Origin of the sequence: Salinigranum rubrum, from assembly GCF_002906575.1 — an archaeon.
Taxonomy (GTDB): domain Archaea; phylum Halobacteriota; class Halobacteria; order Halobacteriales; family Haloferacaceae; genus Salinigranum; species Salinigranum rubrum.
Genome location: NZ_CP026309.1, coordinates 4,134,683 through 4,152,308 on the forward strand (window position 1 = coordinate 4,134,683; position 17,626 = coordinate 4,152,308).

Genomic DNA, 17,626 nt, shown 5'->3' on the forward strand with positions numbered 1-17,626 from the left:
GAAGTTTCAGGGGGCGATTAAACGTCTGGCGAACGGGGACGGCGGTCCTCGCACGTGCGGCCGCGGTGGCGCTCGCGTGGCCTCACTCGTCCGCGTCACGTGACAGGAACTCGGGCGGGACTCGCGCGACGGTGTAGGTGCCTGTCCCCCGCTTTCGGACCGCGAACCCGTCTCCGACGAGCGAGCGAACGTCGACGGCGAGGACGACCGGGTTGTCGTCGCCGTCGGTGTGGCGTCGGCCGACGTCCCGCGCCGTCTCGCGGGTTCCCGAGAGGTGGACCGCCTGTCGACCCATCGGTTTCAACCCCTCCGCGAGGATGGCGTCGAGGTTTCGCGGCGCGGTTCCGTGGTAGAGGGTATCGGGGTGGTCGGCGTCGGTCCGGTCGTCTCCCGCCGCGTCGAGGTCAACGTCGACGGAGTGACCGTACGCCGCCCGGAGTTCGCGCTCGCCGTCGACCACGCGGGTCTCGAAGCGTCCCTTCGGGTCCGTCGCGAGTACCGCCTCGACCTCCCGTTCGCCGGCCCAGTCGTACCGCGAGGTGACGCTCGCGACGACCGACGAGTAGGGAGTCCACCCGGCCGCGTCGAGCGAGAACCCGACGTCGTCGGGGAAGTGTCTGAGCGCGCCCGAGACGAACGTCGAGAGTCGCTTTCGGCGTGCGCCCGAGAGGACCAGGTGTCCGGAATCGCCGCACACCGGGCACGCGGCCTCGAAGTACGTCCCGTGGTCGGAGCAGGTCGAAACCGGCGCGGGCATCGTTCCGGACGAGGAGCCGAACGCACCTCTCTCTTCTGCACGCCGTGCCGCGGGGACAACCCTTAGGCCCGCCCCGGCCTTCTCACCGCCAATGAGTTCGGTTCCCGAACGGTCAGAGATAGCGACGGAGTACAAGTGGGACCTCGACTCCATCTACGCCTCGGACGAGGACTGGGAGGCGGCGTTCGCCTCGGTGAAGGGGCGGATTCCCGAACTGGAGGAGTTCGAGGGGCAGGTCACCGAGGACGGCGAGACCCTCCTCGAAGTGCTGCAACTCGAAGAGGAGGTGATGCGCGACCTCTCGAAGGTCGTCTCCTACGCCAACCTCCGCTCCGCGGAGGACACGCGGAACCAGGAGTTCCAGGCGCTCTCCGCCAGGGCGCAGTCGCTCTCCGCGGAGGCCCAAAGCGCCGTGTCGTACGTCGAACCCGAACTCCAGGCGCTCTCCCGCGAGGAGGTGCGGGACCTCGTCGAGGAGAAGCCCGAACTCGAAGGGTACGAACACTACCTCGACGACGTGCTCCGGATGAAGCCACACACCCGCTCGACCGAGGTCGAGGCGGTGCTGGCGGACCTCTCGGAGGTGACCGGCGCGGCGAGCGACGTCTACTCGATGCTCACCAACGCCGACATGGAGTTCCCGACGGTGGAGAACCCCGAAGGAGAGGCAGTCGAGATCACCCAGTCGAACTTCACGAAGCTCCAGAAACACCCCGATCGGTACTTCAGGAGGCAGGTCCACGAGGACTTCTACGACCGCTGGGCCGACGTGCGCAACACCGTCGGGACCGCGCTGAAGAACAGCGTCACGAAGGACGTCACGATGGCCGAGGTGCGGGGTTACGACACCGCTCGGGAGGCCGCGCTCGACGGGCCGAACGTTCCGGTGGAAGTGTACGACACCCTCCTCGAAACGGTCCGCAAGCATCTCCACCACCTCCACCACCACGCCGAACTGAAGCGCGACGCACACGACCTCGACGAGTTGCGGATGTGGGACCTCTACGTCTCGCTGACGGGCGAGGAGTCGCCCACCGTCGAGTACGACCAGGCGGTCGAGTACATCACCGAGGCCGTCGCTCCCCTCGGCGACGAGTACCAGGGACGGATGGCGGAGGGGCTCGACTCGCGGTGGGTCGACGTCTACGAGAACCGGGGGAAGCGCTCGGGGGCGTTCTCCGCGGGGACGTACGACACCCAGCCGTACATCCTGATGAACTACCAGGACGACGTCGAGTCGATGTTCACGCTCGCGCACGAACTCGGCCACTCGATGCACTCGGAACTCGCCAACGAGAGCCAACCCTGGCAGTACGCGAGCTACGAAATCTTCACCGCCGAGGTCGCCTCCACCGTGAACGAGACGCTGCTCACGCACCACCTCCTAGACACCGTCGAAGACGACCGATTCAGAATGCACGTCCTCGACCAGTATCTCGAACGCTTCCGGTCGACGCTCTACCGCCAGACGATGTTCGCCGACTTCGAGCTACGAATTCACGAGGTCGTCGAGGAGGACGGCGCGCTCACGCCCGACCGGTTGGATTCGATGTACGGCGAACTGAAGCGGGAGTTCTACGAACCCGCGGTCGCCGACGAGCGCATCGAGCGGGAGTGGATGCGCATCCCGCACTTCTACTACAACTACTATGTGTACCAGTACGCGACCGGCATCTCGGCGGCGGCCGCCATCGTCGAGCGCATCCTCGACGAGGGCGAACCGGCGGCCGCCGACTACCGCGAGGCGCTCCGACTGGGTGGGCGGAAGTACCCGCTCGACGTTCTCGAGACGGCCGGTGTCGACCTGACCGACTCCGAACCCATCGAGCGTGCGCTCGCGGTGTACGGCGACTACCTCGACGAGGCTTCAGCCCTGCTCTGAGCCGTTTTTCGGTCGATAGGAGGCCTGAAGCGGGCGTTTCGAAAGGTTCCCGGGACCCAAAGGCACATTTATGCGGGGTTCATAGTGCGGACAACTGATGTCACGGAGTCCGTCGTTACCCGAGCGTCCGCGCCTCGATCTGGACCCGGAGATGTCCGACGGGGAACGGCTCTCGGCGATCAAACAGCACTACAAACGGATGCGTTCGGTCAACGAGGAACTCGAAACGCGCCTCGACGAAGCCGACGAACAGACCGAGTCGCTCAAGGGCGAGGTCGACCAGCTCAAGCGCCGGAACGAGACGCTCAAGTCGTCGTCGCTGTACGTCGCGACGGTCGAAGAACGGAGCGACGACGGCGTCATCATCAAGCAACACGGGAACAACCAGGAGGTCCTGACCGAGGTGTCTCCCCGGCTGGAGGAGGAGGTCGCCGCCGGCGACCGCGTCGCCATCAACGACTCGTTCGCCATCCAGACGCTCCTCTCGGACGAGACCGACGCCCGCGCCCAGGCGATGGAGGTCGACGCCTCGCCCGAGGTCACCTACGACGACATCGGCGGCATCGACGAGCAGGTGCGCGAGGTGCGCGAGGCCGTCGAGGACCCGCTCGAACGCCCGGACATGTTCCGGGAAGTCGGTATCGACCCGCCGTCGGGCGTGTTGCTCTACGGGCCACCGGGGACGGGAAAGACGATGCTCGCGAAGGCCGTCGCCAACCACACCGACGCGACGTTCATCAAGATGGCCGGCTCCGAACTCGTCCGCAAGTTCATCGGCGAGGGGTCCCGGCTGGTGCGTGACCTCTTCGAACTCGCCAAGGAGCGCGAACCCGCGGTCATCTTCATCGACGAGATCGACGCCGTCGCCTCGAAACGCACCGACTCGAAGACCTCCGGGGACGCGGAGGTCCAGCGGACGATGATGCAACTGCTGAACGAGATGGACGGCTTCGACGAGCGCGGCGAGATTCGTATCATCGCCGCGACCAACCGCTTCGACATGCTCGACGAGGCCATTCTTCGACCCGGGCGGTTCGACCGCCTCATCGAGGTGCCGAAGCCCGACGCCGCGGGACGCGCGCACATCCTCGACATCCACACCCGCGACATGCAACTGGCGGGCGATGTCGACACGACCGAAGTCGCCGCCGACCTCGACGGGTACAGCGGCGCGGACCTCGCCTCGCTCGCGACCGAGGCCGGCATGTTCGCCATCCGCGACGGCCGCACGGACGTCACCCACGAGGACTTCCTCGCCGCCAAGGAGAAACTCGCAGAGGACGACAGCGTCGAGGTGCCCGGGCTGGACTACCAGTACTGACCCGCTCGCCCCGCCTGCCCTCGGCTGAGGCGGCCGTATCGTAACGCATTATTCCTCTCGTCCCCGTTCTCGAACCGATGAGTACCATCCGCGTCGTCCGCGGCGTCGGACGCGCCGGGACGGCGATGGCCTCCTACGACGCGGCGCTCGCGGACGCCAACGTCCACAACTACAACCTCGTTGCCGTCTCCTCCGTCATCCCGGCCGAAGCGACGGTCGACCTGGTCGAGACGGCACCCGACCTCGGCCCCGCGGGGAACCGACTCACGGTCGTCCAGTCCCGCGCGACCGCTCGGGCGGGCACCGCCGACCGGGTCTGTGCGGGCGTCGGCTGGACCACCGGTCCCGGCCCCGGACTCTTCTACGAGGCCTCCGGGAACGACCCCGACCGGGTGCGCGACACCATCGAACACGGGCTCGAAGAGGGGCGGGCGCTCCGCGAGTGGGCGTTCGACGCCGAGGAGGTCGCCCTCGCGACCGGCGAGGTTCCCGACCGACACGAGCACGGGGCCGACACGTACACCACGGCAGTCGTCCTCGCCGCCTACGGCGAGAGCGAACCGATCCTGTAGCGCCTCCGTCCCTCTCCCGAACCGACCCCGCCGCGGGCGCCGCGTTTCGTTTCGTTCGCGACCGAACTGACGGATGTGTCCGTCTCCGACGGCTTTTTGCGGCCGCTTCCCGTATCACGGGTGTCTGATGAACGGAAACAACCCATACGCGGGTGCGCCTGGCGTGGTCGGTGCCGGACAGACGTCCGCCAACGTCGAGGACCTCTCCGCCGCGGAGCTCCGGCAGCTTCGCCAGGCCGTCGCCGGTATCGTCGCGCAGACGCGGACGTATCTGCCCGACAGCTACGCTATCGGGTCGGAGCTGTCGAACGGCTCGAACGGACCGCGGGCGACGGTTGCCGTTCACCCCCCGGTCGGGCACCCGGTCAGCGCCGGGCTCACGCCCGACCCCGACGACCTGGAGTCGGGGCTCTCCTCGGAGGAGTGTACCGAGGTCGCTCGCGGCCTCGCCGCCTCGGCCGCGTTCCAGGTGATGTCCACGGTCGGCGACGACCTGACGCCGACCGCGCGGTAGGAGAGACGCTCGTTCTCGTTCGTCACCCGTTCACCGAGTTTCGAGTCGGATCACTCGCCGAACGGATCGGTTTTCGAGGCCGTCGGGCCGCCGACGAAGAGGCTGTACGCGAGCAGCGCGAGCGTCGGCACCGACCCGAGGCTCACCCCGGCCGACATCGGCGCCGCGGTCACCGTCGCCCAGCCGAGTCCGAGGGCGAGGGGGAGCGGCAAGACGAGGAGGAGGAGGTCGTAGCGGGAGAACTGCCACCTGGCCGCACCGCCGGCGCGTGTGTCGGCGACAGCGTCTCGGTCGTTTCGCTCGGCGTTCTCGTCGATACCGTTTCTCAGGGCGCTACGAGTACTCATCGGTGCTCACCTCGTTCCTTCCTACGACGTTTTTCTACTAAAAATTTCTGGACGGGTTCGGTGAACGTGCACCCGTGAATCCCTGTACGTTACGAATAGCTCCGGATAAGTTATGAATGACGTACGGGTCGTGGGCGCACGTTTCGTGCGGTTGCGACGGCTGGCGGTCGGGAGGGTTCGGAGCGTAACGCCCGGAGGAGGGTCCTACTTCCCCCAGAATGGGTCCCGTCGCCGGTGCTTGTCGAGGTACGACTGCAGCGCTTCGAGTTCGTCCGCCGGGATGTCCGAGGAGAGCTCCTGTTCGAGGATCTTCGCGTGTTTCTCGGGGAGCATGATCCACAGTTCGTCGCCCTCGTCGATCTGTCGTCCGACGGTGGGCCCGTCGATGGCGACGCTCACCCGCTTGCCGGCGCGGGCCTCGCTCACGTCCTCGCCCTGTTCTTGAATCCCGTTCAACTGCCCGACGCGCGTCGGCTCGTTGCCCTCCCACTTGACGACGTACTGGTTGTTCTTCAGCGTGCCCGACATGACTTCGACGCCGACGACGGCGGGGTTGGACTGGCGGAAGACGTGGTCTTCGAGCACGCGGAACCGACACGGCCGGATGATCTTGTCGAGGACGTTCTCCTGCTGGGCGCGTTGCATCTCGTCGACGTACGCCTCGTACTCCTCGACGAGTTGGTAGATGACGTCGTCGTCGAACAGTTTCACGCCCGCCTTATCGAGTTCCTCCTGGGCGTTCTTCAGCACGCTCACGTTGAACGCGAGAATGACCTTGTGTTTCTCCTCGTTCGCGGTCGAGGCGACGGCCACGTCCCGCGGTGCGACGTCGCCCACCTCGGCGCGAAGGATGGGGACCTCGGCCTCGTCGAGCGCGTTGGCCATCGCCTCTAAACTCCCGAGCGTGTCGGCCTTGACGACGACGCCCTCTTCGGCGGTTTCGACCTCGATTTCGGCGAGTTCGCGCTTCACCTCGGCGATGACCTCGTCGACGGGGCGGTCACGGACCACTCGCACGGGAGCGCCCGCCATCGCGTCTTCGAGGTCCGGCGCGGCGATTTTGACACCCGATGCCGCCGTCACCTCGTCGACCCGCTCGAACCGCTTTTCGGTTCGGATTTCGGCGTTCGGTCTGGGTCGGAGGAGCGCCCGGACCTCGGTGACGATGGGGTCGTTCTTCCCGCCGACGACGATGGTCTCGCCCTCCTTGATGCTCCCGTCGTAGAGGACCACGTCGAGCGTGGTACCGAAGCCGCGTTCCTCTTTGACTTCCAGCACCGTCCCCGCGCCGGGACCGGTGACGTCGATCTGCATCTCCTCTTTCATGTAGCGCTGTGAGAGGCCCATCAGCACGGCGAGGAGGTCGGGAATGCCCTCGCTCGTCATCGCCGAGGAGGGGACGACGCCGACGTTCTTCTGGAAGTTCTGGACGCGCCAGTAGAGGTCGGCCGAGAAGCCGTTGTCCGAGAGGTCACCGATGATCTCGTAGAGGTTCTCGTCCAGCATCGACCGCGCTCTCGACGATTGGGCCTCGTACGTCTGCTGGATGGGCGCGCCCTCCTGTGGGTTCCACCCCGGCGTCGTGTCGATCTTGTTCGCGGCGACGACGAAGGGCGTCCCCGTGCGTTTGAGGATCTCGATGGCCTCGACCGTCTGGGGCTGGAAGCCGTCGTTGACGTCGACGACGACGATGGCGATGTCGGCGAGCGCCCCGCCCCGGGAGCGGAGGGTGCTGAACGAGTGGTGTCCCGGCGTGTCGATGAACAGGAGTCCCGGCAGGTCGAAGTCCTCGGGGTCGACGAGACTCCCGGCCATGTCGGAGATGGTTTCGAGCGGGACCGCCGTCGCTCCGATGTGCTGCGTGATGGCCCCCGCCTCGCCCTCGGAGACGGCCGACCCACGGATGGTGTCGAGCAGGCTCGTCTTGCCGTGGTCGACGTGGCCGAGAACGGCGACGATGGGGGTGCGGAGTGCGGTAGGTGTGGTGTCTGATTCGGACATGAAGATCACCCCGGAAGAAGTTCCTTACGAGAGAGGTGCCGGGGGGGAGAGTTAAGTCCATCGTCACGTCGAACGCGCGTGACCGCACGACGTGGCCGGTGGGCCCCGCGCGTCGCCGTTCGGACCGCCACCGGAACCGCTCTCGACACGCCGGGGAAACGGCGTCGTCCGGGCGTCTGACGCCCGTCTGCCGTCCCCGTGGTGTTTATGGTACCGCGCTCTCATAGCGGGCGTATGGTACTCGCGGAAAACCTCTCGGGGAAGGCCGTCATGGGTTCGGACGGGGCCGAACTCGGGACGCTGTACAACATCACGATGGACCTGAAGACGGGCAAGCTACACGACCTCCTGGTCGAACCGAACCTCGAAGTGTCGAGCGACTACGAAACGGACGACGAGAACCTGCTGCACGTCCCGGTCGGGGACGTCCAAGCGGTGAAAGACTACATCGTCGTCGGCCAGTAACGCGCGCGATGCGACTTCTCGACTCGTCGGCGTTCATCAACGACTACCACACCGACGACCAGACGGCGTCGATTCCGGCCGTCCGTGAGGAGCTAGACGGCTCCGCGGCGATGCGGTTCGAGGCGATGGAGGGCGCCGGCATGCACGTCCACATCCCCACCGAGGGGACCGTCGCGAAAGTCCGCCGGGCAGCGAAGGAAACCGGCGACGCGGGCGTCCTCTCCGACACCGACACCCGACTCGTCGCCGCGGCGTTCGAACTCGACGCGACGCTCGTCACGGACGACTACGCCATGCAGAACGTCGCCTCCCGGCTGAACATCGACTGCGACGTCGTCAGCCAGGACGGTATCTCCGAACAGCGCACCTGGCGCTACCAGTGTCAGGGCTGCGGCCGGGAGTTCGACGAGGACGAGGGCCGATGTCCGGTCTGCGGGATGGACCTGACGCGGAAGAACCCGTCGTAGTTCGGTGCAAGGGGTGCGTCTCGGTGACGGTGATTGTGAGCGAAGCGGTGGTCGGAGTTGCGGGTGAGGCCGTCTGATAGAGCAGGAAAGAACAGGACCGCACGACACACGGGCGCGGTGAGACCGCGGCCACACCCTCCCCAGCCGATTCGTTCGCTCCCTCCGGTCACTCACTCATCCCTCTCGCGGTGCCGGCGCGGTACGGAGACCGCGCCAGCACGCGCCACGAACTACTCCGACGGGTTCCGAGCCTCACACCGTCCCGGTCGCGCCCGCGTACTGGATGACGAACAGCACCGAGTTGTAGACGCCGTGCGCCAACGCGGGAGCGACGATGGTCTCGGTCCGCTCGTACAGCACGCCGAGGACGATGCCTAACACGGCGGCGATGGTGACGTACGCGAGTTTCTCCAGCGGACCTCCCGACACCGCCACCCAGTGGACCAGGCCGAACAGCGCGCTCGCGAGGACGATGCCCCACCGGACGCCGAACCCCTTCCTGAGGACGCCCTGTACCACACCCCGGAAGAGCAACTCCTCGATTGGACCGACGAGCAACAGCGACACCGGGATCATGTAGAGGAAGTACACCGGTGCCTCCCTGCCCTGGGTGATGACCTGGTTCTCGCCGAAGGAGACGCCCAGCGCCTGAAACAGAAAGCCCGCCCCGAACTGCATCGCGAGGAGGGCGACGACGGCTCCGCCCGCGAGCAGGAGGGCCCGCCCCGTCGGCCGACGGGTGTGGAGGACCCCCCACGTGTCGGTGAGCGCGAGGAAGCCGACGATGGCGACGACGAACCCGACGAACTGGAGGACGGTCCGCGTGACGTTCAGCGCGAGGCTCCCCGCGGCGAGCATGCCGACGTCGACGAGCCACGCCGACGTCGGCGCGACGACGGCGGCCGCGACGAGGAAGGCGGCGAACACCACCAGCACTGCCTGTGTGAGTCCGGCGAGGCGCGAGATGGCCGCCTCGCGCGTGTTCCCTGTCGGAGACTCCATCAGGGGTAAACTCGAACTGCGCGCGGTTCAACGCTCCGATTGCCGACGCGGACTACTCGATTTCGAGTCGGGTCTTGTCCGCGACGGCGTCGGCCTCCTCGAAGTCGCCGCCGCCGAGCAGGCCACGGGCGGCCCGCTTGCCCCATTCGACCGCCGGTTGGGTGAACGTCGATACGCCGGCGAGTTCCCCGTACAGGACGCAGGCGGCCTCCATCGCATAGAGGAGTTCGCCGAGCGCGTACTCGTCGACGTGGTCGATTTCGAGTCGGACGTTCGGGACGTGTGCGGCCGCGAGCGAGGCCTCCGTCGCCTCGAACTCCGCGTCGAGGAGGTCACCGAGCGACGACCCGCCGAGGTACGACAGGCCTTCGAGGTCCGTCTCGGGGATGCCGACGTCGGCGTACTCGCGGGTCGCAGGAGGGTGACCATCTTGTCGTGCGGGCCGGCGCGGTAGAGTTGGAGCTGTGAGTGCTGGTCGGTCGCGCCGAGCGCGCGGGCGGGCGTCTGTCCGAGGCCGTCCTTCCCGAGCGATTCGGCCCACAACTGGGCGAACCACTCGGCGAAGTATTCGAGGGATTCGGCGTACGGCATCATCGCGTTGGTCAGCGCCCCGCGCTCGGCGAGCGCGTACGACACCGCGCCGTACGCGTAGGCCGGAGAGTCGAACAGCGACCCCGAGAGCGACTCCGCCGCGGCGGCCCCGCCAGCGAGAAGGGCTTCCAGGTCGTGCCCCTGCACCGCCGCGGCGGCCAGTCCCACGGTCGACAGCACCGAGAACCGACCGGGGACGCCGTCGGGAACCGGGAGCGAGGGGAGGTCGTGCTGGTCGGCCAACCGTCGGAGATTCCCCTCCTCGCCCGTGGTGACGAGCGTCCGTTCGGTCCAGTCGACGCCGGCGGACTCCATCGCCTCACGGACGACGAGAAACGTCGAGAGCGTCTCCGCCGTCGTACCCGAGCGCGAGACGACGTTCATCACGGTGCGGTCGAGCGGGAGCGAGTCGAGGAGCGCCCGCGTGTGGACGGGGTCGACGTTGTCGAGATAGTACGCATCGACGGGTGAGTCGAGCGCCGCCGAGAGCGTCGCGGCCCCGAGCGCGCTCCCGCCGATGCCGACGTTGAGAAACGCCTCGGCGTCCGCGAACGGCTCGACGGCGTTGTGGATGGCGTTGGTGTCGACGGTCTCCGGGAGGTTTAGCGCCGCGTAGCCGTGTTCTCTCTCCTCCCGTCCGGTCTCGATGCGGTCGTGCGCCGCCGCCACGTGGTCGTCGAGCCGTTCGAGCGAGTCGCGCGAGACGCCCGGCGTCGTCTCCAGTGCGTTCCCGATGTCGACGTACATACATCTCGACGCGCGTCGGGGAGCGACAAGTACGTGCCGGTCACCTCAGTCGGACTCGGCGTCCGTGGTCGCTCCCGACACCGTCTCGACCGCCCGCGAGACCATGCGCTCGGAGTAGCCCGCGGCGAAGCCCACGACGATCATGAGCGCCGGCGTGATTCCTCCGAGGTCACCCACGAAGGGCGTCTGAAGGAAGAAGTAGAAGACGAGCGCCGAGATGGCCCCGATGAGGCCGCGCGCCCAGGTAAACGCCAGTCCCGTGATGCGCTGTGCGACCTTCGTCGAGACGCGCTTCTTCTGGAGCGACCGCATCCCGAACAGCGACGCCCCGACCATCCCCGAGAGGGCGACGAACACGGCGAAGCCGGCGCTCGTGACGACGGGTTGTGCCTGCGTCGTCTCCCCGCTCTCGACGACCGGGAGCGTAAACGGTGGCTGGAAAAAGGTCGCGATGTCGAAGTACGGCAGTATCGAGAGGACGACGAACACGAAACCCGCGAGGGTCCCGAGCCAGAACAGCTGGTTGAACTGGAGCTGGAGGTAGTAGCGTTTCAGGTGGACGCCCTCGTACTGGTCGTGGAGGATTTTGCTCGCCGCGCGGACCTCCTCCCCGGTCACGTCGTCGGCCAGTCCGTCCGCTCCGAGGAGCTCTTCGACCGCCTCTTTCCGCCAGCCACCGAGGGTGTCGAGCGCCTCCAGGCGGATGGCTCGCGCTCGCGTCCGGAGCGCGTCGGGTTCGCCCGCCCTCTCCACGTCCGCGGCGTTCTCGGCGGCCTCCGTCGCCGCCTGTGCCCGTTTCGCCGCCTCGCGTTCGTCCAGGGCCTCCAGGCCGTGGATTTCGAGTCGCTGTGCGGCGTGGAAGTAGCGCCAGCCGTCCTCGACCCGGCCCGCCTCGAGCGCCTCCTCGACCTTCTCCAGCAGGTCGGTGACGTCGCGCTCCCAGAACGTGCCGTCGCCCGCTGCCCGCGAGACCAGCGTGTCGAACTCCTCGCGGTACACCTCGAAGTCCGCGCGCAACCGGACGAACCCCATGTTCTTCGTGCGACTCCTCCGGCCGAGCCACCCGAACGGCGACCACGACCGACCCCCTATCTCGGACGACCGCTCGCCCGGAACGCTCTCGACGGAACCCATCTCACCCACGCTAGTCGCACCGGAGTGACATATACTAGTACGTCGCACGGTCCTCCGACGCTCCCGACGGAGACGGACTCGGGTGGTCCCCGCCCCACGTCGGTCTACTCGCTCCGGCGGACCGCGTCGGTTAACCTCCGTGGGTCCTAACGGCGGATATGGCCGATGGCTACCGCGGGGTCTTCGGTGCGTTCCCGTACGCGTTCCGGCAGAGCCGGTCGCTGCTCTTTCGGAGCTACGTCCTCGTCGGCGCGCTCGTCGCGGGGGCGGTGACGCTCCTGTTCGGCGCGGGACTCGTCGTTCTCGTCGCTCAAACGGCTGCCATCGAGGGCGGGTCGCTCACGCTCTCGCGGGCGTTCTACATCGTGGTCGGCCTCTTCGTCGTCGCGCCGCTGGTCGCGCCCGTGCTCTTCGTGGCCCGTCGACACCGTCGGCAGGAGGGTGACGACGCCCGGTACGACCTCGCGCTCTCGCTCGCGGGCTACCTGTTCATCGCGTCGCTGTACGTCGGACTGGTCATCACCGTCCCGACGGACCAACAGAGCCCGCCGCCGGTCGCCGTCGCCCCGCTCGTCGAAACGCTGTACGGGCTTCCCCAGGTTGCGGGCGTGGTGCCCCCGCTCGTCGGGGGATGTCTCATCCTCGCCGTCCATCGACTCCTCCGCTGACTCGGGCCTACGCGGTGGGGAGCGCCGCCAGGAGACGCTCCCTGCAGAGATAGACGCCCACGACTACGGCCGCCGCACCGACGAGAATTCCGACGACGAGTCGGTACTGCGCGCCGGCGAGGCCGTCGCCGACCAGCGTCGCGAGGACGAACGTCGGCGTCCGCGCGAGGACGAGCACGACGAGTATCGTCCGCAGTCTGATTGAGGTGAGTCCGGCGAGCGCGCAGATGGCGTCGTCGGGGAACGTCGGCAGCGAGAAGACGACTACCAGTCCAAGGAGGCCGTAGTCGTCGACGAACGTGTCGAACCGCTCCAGCACCCCGTCTGTGACCACCCGCTGGACGAACGGCCGACCGTACCGCCGCGAGAGGACGAGGACGACGCTGCTGCCGATGGCGACTCCCAGAACGCTGTAGACGGCACCGACCGGACCGAAGAGGTAGCCGCCGACGACCGCCAGCGTCTGTCCGGGAATAGGTGCGAGGACGACCTGCGTGGCCTGGAGGGCGACGAACGCCAGCGGAGCGTAGGGACCGGCCCGGTCGACGGTCGCGCGGACCCACTCGGGGTCGGTCACGAACGGGGCGTACCGCGTCACGGCCACGCCGACGCCGACCACGACGAGGGCGAGGACGCCGGTTCGGAGGAGGGTTTGCCGGCGGGCGGCGGGGGACTCGAACAGCCGCATCACCGCACCGACGCCGCGCGGATGGCGGCGTTGGACACGTACTTGCGGACGTACTGGCGGGTGGAGGTTCGCTGGCCGACGACGCGCGTCCGGCCGGCGCGGATGGCGTCGAGTATCCCCTTCCCCGTCGTCTCCTCGACCCGGAGTTCGGTGTACGCCTTCCCGACGAGCGGGGCCGAGTGGGCGTCGCTCGCGCCGACCCCTGGAAAGTCGTACTCGCGGGCGAACGTCCGCGTCTGGCGGTTGCGGAGGCCGACGAGCGTGTGTGCGTTGTACACCTCGACCGCGTCCGGGTCGGCGGCCACGATGGCGTCCCGCCGTGCGCCGTGTCGCGACCGCTGGAACGGGTGGGGGACGACGGCGACGCCGCCCTGTGCGTGGACCCGGTCGACCGTCGTCGAAAGCGGGTCGGCGCGCGGGGGGCGGTCGTCGACACCGAGCGCGAGGAGGTGTCCGTCGGCGGTCGACACCTCCACCCCGGGGAGACCGACGAGGCCGTACGACGGTGCGAGCGCCGCCGCCCGGCGCGACTCGCGGATGGCGTCGTGGTCGGTGACGACGACGCCGTCGAGGCCGACCGCCGCCGCGCGTTCGAGCATCCGTTCGACGGGTTCGTCCGCGTCGTACGAGTCCTCCGTGTGGACGTGGAGGTCGAGCCGGAGCCGTCTCATACGAGACCGAACTCGAGCGCGAGGACCAGCGCGATGCTCACGGCGCCGCCGATGCCGACGAGCCAGTGGCCGAGGTCGGTCTTGTACGCCTTGTACCGGGAGGTCATCAGCGGGCAGACGGCGACGACGGCGACGCCCGCGACCCAGCCGTTCCACGCGCCGACGAACGCGTCGAGCAGATAGCTCGCGAGGACGACGACGTTCGTGTGGACGACCGTCGTGCCGACGTAGTAGGAGGTGCCGCCCTCGTCGCCGAAGCCCTCGGCGTTGTGTCGGACGAGGCGGAGGCCGCCGAACAGGAGGACGACGAAGCCGACGACCGCTCCCACGACCGGGTGCGGGGCGAGCACCGTGTGATACAGCAGGGCGGCGGTCACCAGATAGACGAAGACGTCGATGAAGGAGTCGATGGCCCGACCGAAGTCGGAGTCGACCCCCTGCCGACGAGCCCAGTAGCCGTCGGCCTTGTCGAAGAGGAACCCGCCGAACATCGCGAGTATCCCCCAGTTCGGCTCGCCGCTGATCACGAGGAGCGCGGCGACCCACGCCCAGAACAGTGCCGTCAGGCTGAGCCAGTCCGCCCCGTTCAGTCGGGAAAGCATGTTCTCCCCGGCCGTCGAACGCACCACGCGCTCGGCCCGGGAGTCGAACCCCTCGACCGGTTCGAGTGCGGACCTGTTCTCGTCGGACATGTCCTCGCTTCGTCCTTCGTGAACGCGGTAGATAAAACCCGGCGCTAAAGTATATAGTAAATTCACAAATATATAGATAGGTGGGCGTATCGAGTGGTACCGGTCGGTACCGATCGGTATCGAGCAGCACCGAGCGGTGGTGACGACCGGTGAGCGCTCCGGACGGCTCAGACTTCGCTGACGGTGTGACGGCGGTATCCGAACAGCCTGAGGTAGGCGTGGACGCGTCGTCGCTCGAACCCGTTCGCGTCGAAGGTCCACTGCGACGGGCGGTTGTCGAGGGCGACGAGCGCGTGAACCGTCGCCAGCCCCCACTCGTGGGCGAGCGTTCTGGTCCGGGCGACGAGCGCCGTCGCCACCCCACGGTTGCGCGCGTGCGGGTGGACGAACACCCGCCTGACGTACGCGCCGTCGAAGGACAGATCAGCCTCCAGCGGGTGGACGCGGATGGTCGGTGCGGGGCTAACGAACAGGTAACCGAGCACCTCTCCTCCGCTCCCCGTTCCCTCGCGCGCGACGAGGACCGTCTCGTCGTCGCGGTGTTCGGGGAGGGCCGGACACTCCACCCGGGTCAACGAATGGGGCTCCTCCGCCTCGACGGTGACGCCGTCCGGGGGGTTGCGGCTCACCTCCTCGGCGGCCGGCGCGACGTACTCGTACATCCGGGTCGCGGTGACACCGACGCGTTTCAGCGCGTCGTACACCCGTCGGGCGTGGTCGTTCCGGGTCAGTCGCCAGAGGTTCGCCATCCGTCTCACCCGGGGGTGGTCTCCCCGGCGTAATAACGGGTGGTGGTCTCTGACTGAGGCGATGGTGCGTGCATGTCTCTACAGAAGCGTTGTTCGGGAGAGTGTTGAGAGGACGACGGCGTGACTGCGACCACGCGGTGCACGGACGCGGTGGACCGCAGCCACACCCTCCCCAGCCGATTCGGCCACTCGCGCGAGGGCCTGCTCGCGCCTCCGTGCGCGAGCCACCGGGTGGGGAGGTCCGAGGCTGCGGTCCACCGCGCCCGTGTGTGCGCGGCGTTTCTGCGGTCTCCCCAGCCCCATCGACGACTCCACACCCGCTCACCACTCAGCATCTCGCCTCTCTTCGACACATCCGTCACGAGGACGAAAGGGTGAACAGGCGCTATCGCCTCCGTCCGACAATGAGCGACGACGCGTCTGAACGGACCGCAGAGACCGAACAGACCGAAGAGGCCGAGAAACGGGGCACGTTCCTCGTCACGGCCGCCGACGAGGAGTCAGCCGTGTTGAAGGACGTGACGAGCGGGCAGGTCCACACGCTCGCGGCGAACCCGGGCGTCGAGCGCGACGAGGCCGTCGAGGGGACCGTCGCGCCCGAACCGCCGCTGAACGTCTCGTGGCGACTCGTCGAGGTCGAGCGCCAGTGGCAACTGTCGCTCGAAGTGAGCGAGGAGTCGCCGACGACGCACGCCCGGGAAATCGCCGCCGACCAGTCGGTCGGCGACCTCACGCGGAAAGAACGCGCGGGACGGGTGAACTCCACGTCATCTCGGTCCCCGAGGACGGGACCGACGAGGCCGTGGAGGACGTCCTCAGCGACAGAGAGGGGGCGCTCTCGCGGGCGGCCCGACTCGGCGTCGCCCGCGTCGAGATCAGGTCGGAGCCGGGCGTCGTCGTCGTCCGCTACATGCCCTGACGGTGCGGCCGCGCGCTCAGTCGCGCGTCGGAATCTCCCCCGCGGGGACGATGGTACAGCCAGGGAGGTCGGCCAGCACGTCCTCGGGGCCGGGCGGGGCGTACACCGCGAGCAGTTTGAGCGTCTCCCACCCCGTGTTCACGGTCCCGTGCTCGACGCCGGCGGGGATGGACACCATCTCCCCCGCACCGACCTCGCGCGTGTCGCCCGCGACGGTCTGTTCGCCCGTCCCGCTCACGACGTAGAGGATCTCGTCGCTGTCGGGATGGGTGTGGAGTTCGTGTCCCTTCCCGGGTTCGAGCAGTACCACCCCGGCGCTGAACCGCTCTGAGTCGCTCACTTCCGGTGTCGCCATCCACTTGAGCGTCCCCCAGTCGAACTGCTGTGTGTCGACGTCGTCGGGTTCGATGTAGTGCGTTACCATACACTGCCCACCACTCGTGACACGGAATTAACTATTTCGTGGGCGCGGGAAGTCACGATAGCCGCGCCACGGCGCCACTGTCCCGTCACCGGTCCAGCGACAACCACGACGCACACGCCCGAGCGGTCGTCATCTCCAGTCGAAGCGATGCCCTTTTCGCTCCGTTTGGTACGTATTCGCACTGTTGAGTATTGAGCTACGCTCAGGCGGCCGACGACCGCTCGTCGAAGCCCCAACCCACCGGGACCACTCGACCGTCTCCAGTCGAAACAGTGGTCTTTCCGCTCGGGAGCGGTATGTGGAGGGACGCACGCAGGGGGATAGCTCGGTATCGCTCGATTCGAATCGACTCCGGTGAGGGTTCACGTGTCCGTCCGCGACACGGCGACCCGGCCGGCGGTCACCTCCAGTCGAAGCAAGGGCCTTTCGACTCTATCGAGTACAGTCCGCTATGGACGGTATATATCCCCGGACGAGAGCCGGCCGGGGGCATCTCCAGTGGAAGCCATGGCCTTTCCGCTCTATCGGGAAGTGTTCGACAACGTTTGTCACATAACCGTTTTGCGACCGGCGTCAGGAGCGACGGCCGCTCTCAGCGTTCGGTCCGGCGGCGCTCTGGACCTTCCAGCCCCCGTCGTGGTCGGCCACGCGGGTCGTGAACGCGACATCGGTCTCGGGGCCCATCTCGTCGCCGCCCTCGACAGCCTCCACCCGGAAGCGGATGTCGAGCGAGTCGCCACAGCAGCCCACGTCGGCGAACTCCTCGAACTCGCTGCCCACGCGGAGGTCGTCGACGACTTTCCGGAGGTAGTTCACGTACCGAGGGCTCTCGACCTGGTCGCGCCCCCACTTCGAGAGCGCCTCGGGGTACGAGAGGACGACGCGCGTCGCTCGTGTCATGGACGTGTGTAGGAGGAGGAACGAGAAGAGCGTGGTGGGAGGAGAAGCGAGGTGGCGCGTGTCACGGCGACGGACGAGCGCCGACGAGGCAGAGCGAAACCGGAAGAAGAGACGG

The 17,626-nt window shown here is 67.7% G+C and carries 18 protein-coding genes and 2 pseudogenes; 8 read left to right on the forward strand and 12 right to left on the reverse strand.

The genetic code is table 11. The annotated features are described in order from the left end of the window. Positions 1–82 precede the first annotated feature (82 nt). Complete coding sequence (locus C2R22_RS20465; RefSeq protein ID WP_103427413.1) at positions 83–757, reverse strand: RNA 2'-phosphotransferase; 675 nt, start codon at positions 755–757, stop codon at positions 83–85. Positions 758–848: 91 nt separating this feature from the next. On the opposite strand from C2R22_RS20465, the gene pepF reads away from it, so the two are divergent. The 4 genes from pepF (at position 849) to C2R22_RS20485 (ending at position 5,046) form a co-directional block, all read left to right on the forward strand. Continuing rightward, a complete protein-coding gene (pepF, locus tag C2R22_RS20470) occupies positions 849–2,639 on the forward strand; it encodes an oligoendopeptidase F (RefSeq protein ID WP_103427414.1) in 1,791 nt (596 codons plus the stop codon). Between the two features lie 97 nt (positions 2,640–2,736). Then, the gene (pan2, locus tag C2R22_RS20475) at positions 2,737–3,960 is read left to right on the forward strand and encodes a proteasome-activating nucleotidase Pan2 (RefSeq protein WP_103427415.1); all 1,224 of its coding nucleotides are present in this window, start codon (positions 2,737–2,739) and stop codon (positions 3,958–3,960) included. A 77-nt stretch (positions 3,961–4,037) separates the two neighbouring features. Next, positions 4,038–4,532 carry a pyruvoyl-dependent arginine decarboxylase gene (locus tag C2R22_RS20480; protein ID WP_103427416.1) on the forward strand — a complete coding sequence of 165 codons (495 nt, stop codon included), beginning with the start codon at positions 4,038–4,040 and terminating at the stop codon, positions 4,530–4,532. A gap of 127 nt (positions 4,533–4,659) precedes the next feature. Then, positions 4,660–5,046 carry a DUF5811 family protein gene (locus tag C2R22_RS20485; protein ID WP_103427417.1) on the forward strand — a complete coding sequence of 129 codons (387 nt, stop codon included), beginning with the start codon at positions 4,660–4,662 and terminating at the stop codon, positions 5,044–5,046. A 50-nt stretch (positions 5,047–5,096) separates the two neighbouring features. Here the strand turns inward: C2R22_RS20485 and C2R22_RS20490 are convergent, their stop codons facing one another. Both C2R22_RS20490 and infB read right to left on the reverse strand, forming a co-directional pair. Beyond that, on the reverse strand, positions 5,097–5,393 hold the full coding sequence (locus C2R22_RS20490) for a hypothetical protein (RefSeq protein WP_103427418.1): 297 nt from the start codon (positions 5,391–5,393) through the stop codon (positions 5,097–5,099). A 204-nt stretch (positions 5,394–5,597) separates the two neighbouring features. After that, positions 5,598–7,394 (reverse strand): translation initiation factor IF-2, encoded by a 1,797-nt coding sequence (infB, locus tag C2R22_RS20495; protein WP_103427769.1) that lies wholly within the window; start codon positions 7,392–7,394, stop codon positions 5,598–5,600. A 234-nt stretch (positions 7,395–7,628) separates the two neighbouring features. Here infB and C2R22_RS20500 point away from each other — a divergent pair, with 234 nt between their 5' ends. Both C2R22_RS20500 and C2R22_RS20505 read left to right on the forward strand, forming a co-directional pair. Continuing rightward, positions 7,629–7,859, forward strand: coding sequence for a PRC-barrel domain-containing protein (locus C2R22_RS20500; protein WP_103427419.1), 231 nt, complete (start codon positions 7,629–7,631; stop codon positions 7,857–7,859). Positions 7,860–7,867: 8 nt separating this feature from the next. Next, on the forward strand, positions 7,868–8,326 hold the full coding sequence (locus C2R22_RS20505) for an NOB1 family endonuclease (protein WP_103427420.1): 459 nt from the start codon (positions 7,868–7,870) through the stop codon (positions 8,324–8,326). 252 nt (positions 8,327–8,578) lie between these two features. Here the strand turns inward: C2R22_RS20505 and C2R22_RS20510 are convergent, their stop codons facing one another. The 3 genes and pseudogenes from C2R22_RS20510 to C2R22_RS20520 all read right to left on the reverse strand — a co-directional run bounded on the left by C2R22_RS20510 (position 8,579) and on the right by C2R22_RS20520 (position 11,800). Beyond that, complete coding sequence (locus C2R22_RS20510) at positions 8,579–9,328, reverse strand: CPBP family intramembrane glutamic endopeptidase (RefSeq protein WP_103427421.1); 750 nt, start codon at positions 9,326–9,328, stop codon at positions 8,579–8,581. 52 nt (positions 9,329–9,380) lie between these two features. Then, positions 9,381–10,666 (reverse strand): annotated as a pseudogene (locus C2R22_RS20515) (glucose-6-phosphate isomerase). 45 nt (positions 10,667–10,711) lie between these two features. Further along, entirely contained in the window at positions 10,712–11,800 is a 1,089-nt protein-coding gene (locus C2R22_RS20520) for a hypothetical protein (RefSeq protein ID WP_103427422.1), read from the reverse strand. A 158-nt stretch (positions 11,801–11,958) separates the two neighbouring features. Between C2R22_RS20520 and C2R22_RS20525 the strand changes: the two genes are divergently transcribed. Next, positions 11,959–12,468: a hypothetical protein gene (locus tag C2R22_RS20525; protein WP_103427423.1), complete on the forward strand. Its 510-nt coding sequence runs from the start codon at positions 11,959–11,961 to the stop codon at positions 12,466–12,468. Positions 12,469–12,475: 7 nt separating this feature from the next. Here C2R22_RS20525 and C2R22_RS20530 read toward each other — a convergent pair whose 3' ends face one another. The 4 genes from C2R22_RS20530 to C2R22_RS20545 all read right to left on the reverse strand — a co-directional run bounded on the left by C2R22_RS20530 (position 12,476) and on the right by C2R22_RS20545 (position 15,268). Then, a complete protein-coding gene (locus tag C2R22_RS20530) occupies positions 12,476–13,156 on the reverse strand; it encodes a TVP38/TMEM64 family protein (RefSeq protein WP_103427424.1) in 681 nt (226 codons plus the stop codon). Continuing rightward, a complete protein-coding gene (locus tag C2R22_RS20535) occupies positions 13,156–13,827 on the reverse strand; it encodes a CehA/McbA family metallohydrolase (protein ID WP_103427425.1) in 672 nt (223 codons plus the stop codon). Before C2R22_RS20535 ends, C2R22_RS20530 begins: the two co-directional genes overlap by 1 nt. Beyond that, positions 13,824–14,519: a CDP-alcohol phosphatidyltransferase family protein gene (locus tag C2R22_RS20540; protein ID WP_103427426.1), complete on the reverse strand. Its 696-nt coding sequence runs from the start codon at positions 14,517–14,519 to the stop codon at positions 13,824–13,826. The genes C2R22_RS20535 and C2R22_RS20540 overlap by 4 nt, the downstream gene beginning before the upstream one ends. A 167-nt stretch (positions 14,520–14,686) precedes the next feature. Continuing rightward, positions 14,687–15,268 carry a GNAT family N-acetyltransferase gene (locus tag C2R22_RS20545; RefSeq protein WP_103427427.1) on the reverse strand — a complete coding sequence of 194 codons (582 nt, stop codon included), beginning with the start codon at positions 15,266–15,268 and terminating at the stop codon, positions 14,687–14,689. 404 nt (positions 15,269–15,672) lie between these two features. Between C2R22_RS20545 and C2R22_RS20550 the strand changes: the two are divergent. Next, positions 15,673–16,187, forward strand: a pseudogene (locus C2R22_RS20550) (DUF5812 family protein). A 16-nt stretch (positions 16,188–16,203) separates the two neighbouring features. On the opposite strand, the gene C2R22_RS20555 reads toward C2R22_RS20550, so the two are convergent. Together C2R22_RS20555 and C2R22_RS20560 are read right to left on the reverse strand one after the other, a co-directional pair. Beyond that, entirely contained in the window at positions 16,204–16,611 is a 408-nt protein-coding gene (locus tag C2R22_RS20555; protein WP_103427428.1) for a cupin domain-containing protein, read from the reverse strand. Between the two features lie 573 nt (positions 16,612–17,184). Next, positions 17,185–17,511 carry a hypothetical protein gene (locus C2R22_RS20560; protein WP_103427429.1) on the reverse strand — a complete coding sequence of 109 codons (327 nt, stop codon included), beginning with the start codon at positions 17,509–17,511 and terminating at the stop codon, positions 17,185–17,187. Between the last annotated feature and the right edge of the window lie 115 nt (positions 17,512–17,626).

Bases quoted from the DNA above. Each gene is read 5' to 3' on its own strand.
- C2R22_RS20465 (WP_103427413.1), bottom strand. From the start codon at position 757: ATGCCCGCGCCGGTTTCGACCTGCTCCGACCACGGGACGTACTTCGAG.
- pepF (WP_103427414.1), top strand. From the start codon at position 849: ATGAGTTCGGTTCCCGAACGGTCAGAGATAGCGACGGAGTACAAGTGG.
- pan2 (WP_103427415.1), top strand. From the start codon at position 2,737: ATGTCACGGAGTCCGTCGTTACCCGAGCGTCCGCGCCTCGATCTGGAC.
- C2R22_RS20480 (WP_103427416.1), top strand. From the start codon at position 4,038: ATGAGTACCATCCGCGTCGTCCGCGGCGTCGGACGCGCCGGGACGGCG.
- C2R22_RS20485 (WP_103427417.1), top strand. From the start codon at position 4,660: ATGAACGGAAACAACCCATACGCGGGTGCGCCTGGCGTGGTCGGTGCC.
- C2R22_RS20490 (WP_103427418.1), bottom strand. From the start codon at position 5,393: ATGAGTACTCGTAGCGCCCTGAGAAACGGTATCGACGAGAACGCCGAG.
- infB (WP_103427769.1), bottom strand. From the start codon at position 7,394: ATGTCCGAATCAGACACCACACCTACCGCACTCCGCACCCCCATCGTC.
- C2R22_RS20500 (WP_103427419.1), top strand. From the start codon at position 7,629: ATGGTACTCGCGGAAAACCTCTCGGGGAAGGCCGTCATGGGTTCGGAC.
- C2R22_RS20505 (WP_103427420.1), top strand. From the start codon at position 7,868: ATGCGACTTCTCGACTCGTCGGCGTTCATCAACGACTACCACACCGAC.
- C2R22_RS20510 (WP_103427421.1), bottom strand. From the start codon at position 9,328: ATGGAGTCTCCGACAGGGAACACGCGCGAGGCGGCCATCTCGCGCCTC.
- C2R22_RS20520 (WP_103427422.1), bottom strand. From the start codon at position 11,800: ATGGGTTCCGTCGAGAGCGTTCCGGGCGAGCGGTCGTCCGAGATAGGG.
- C2R22_RS20525 (WP_103427423.1), top strand. From the start codon at position 11,959: ATGGCCGATGGCTACCGCGGGGTCTTCGGTGCGTTCCCGTACGCGTTC.
- C2R22_RS20530 (WP_103427424.1), bottom strand. From the start codon at position 13,156: ATGCGGCTGTTCGAGTCCCCCGCCGCCCGCCGGCAAACCCTCCTCCGA.
- C2R22_RS20535 (WP_103427425.1), bottom strand. From the start codon at position 13,827: ATGAGACGGCTCCGGCTCGACCTCCACGTCCACACGGAGGACTCGTAC.
- C2R22_RS20540 (WP_103427426.1), bottom strand. From the start codon at position 14,519: ATGTCCGACGAGAACAGGTCCGCACTCGAACCGGTCGAGGGGTTCGAC.
- C2R22_RS20545 (WP_103427427.1), bottom strand. From the start codon at position 15,268: ATGGCGAACCTCTGGCGACTGACCCGGAACGACCACGCCCGACGGGTG.
- C2R22_RS20555 (WP_103427428.1), bottom strand. From the start codon at position 16,611: ATGGTAACGCACTACATCGAACCCGACGACGTCGACACACAGCAGTTC.
- C2R22_RS20560 (WP_103427429.1), bottom strand. From the start codon at position 17,511: ATGACACGAGCGACGCGCGTCGTCCTCTCGTACCCCGAGGCGCTCTCG.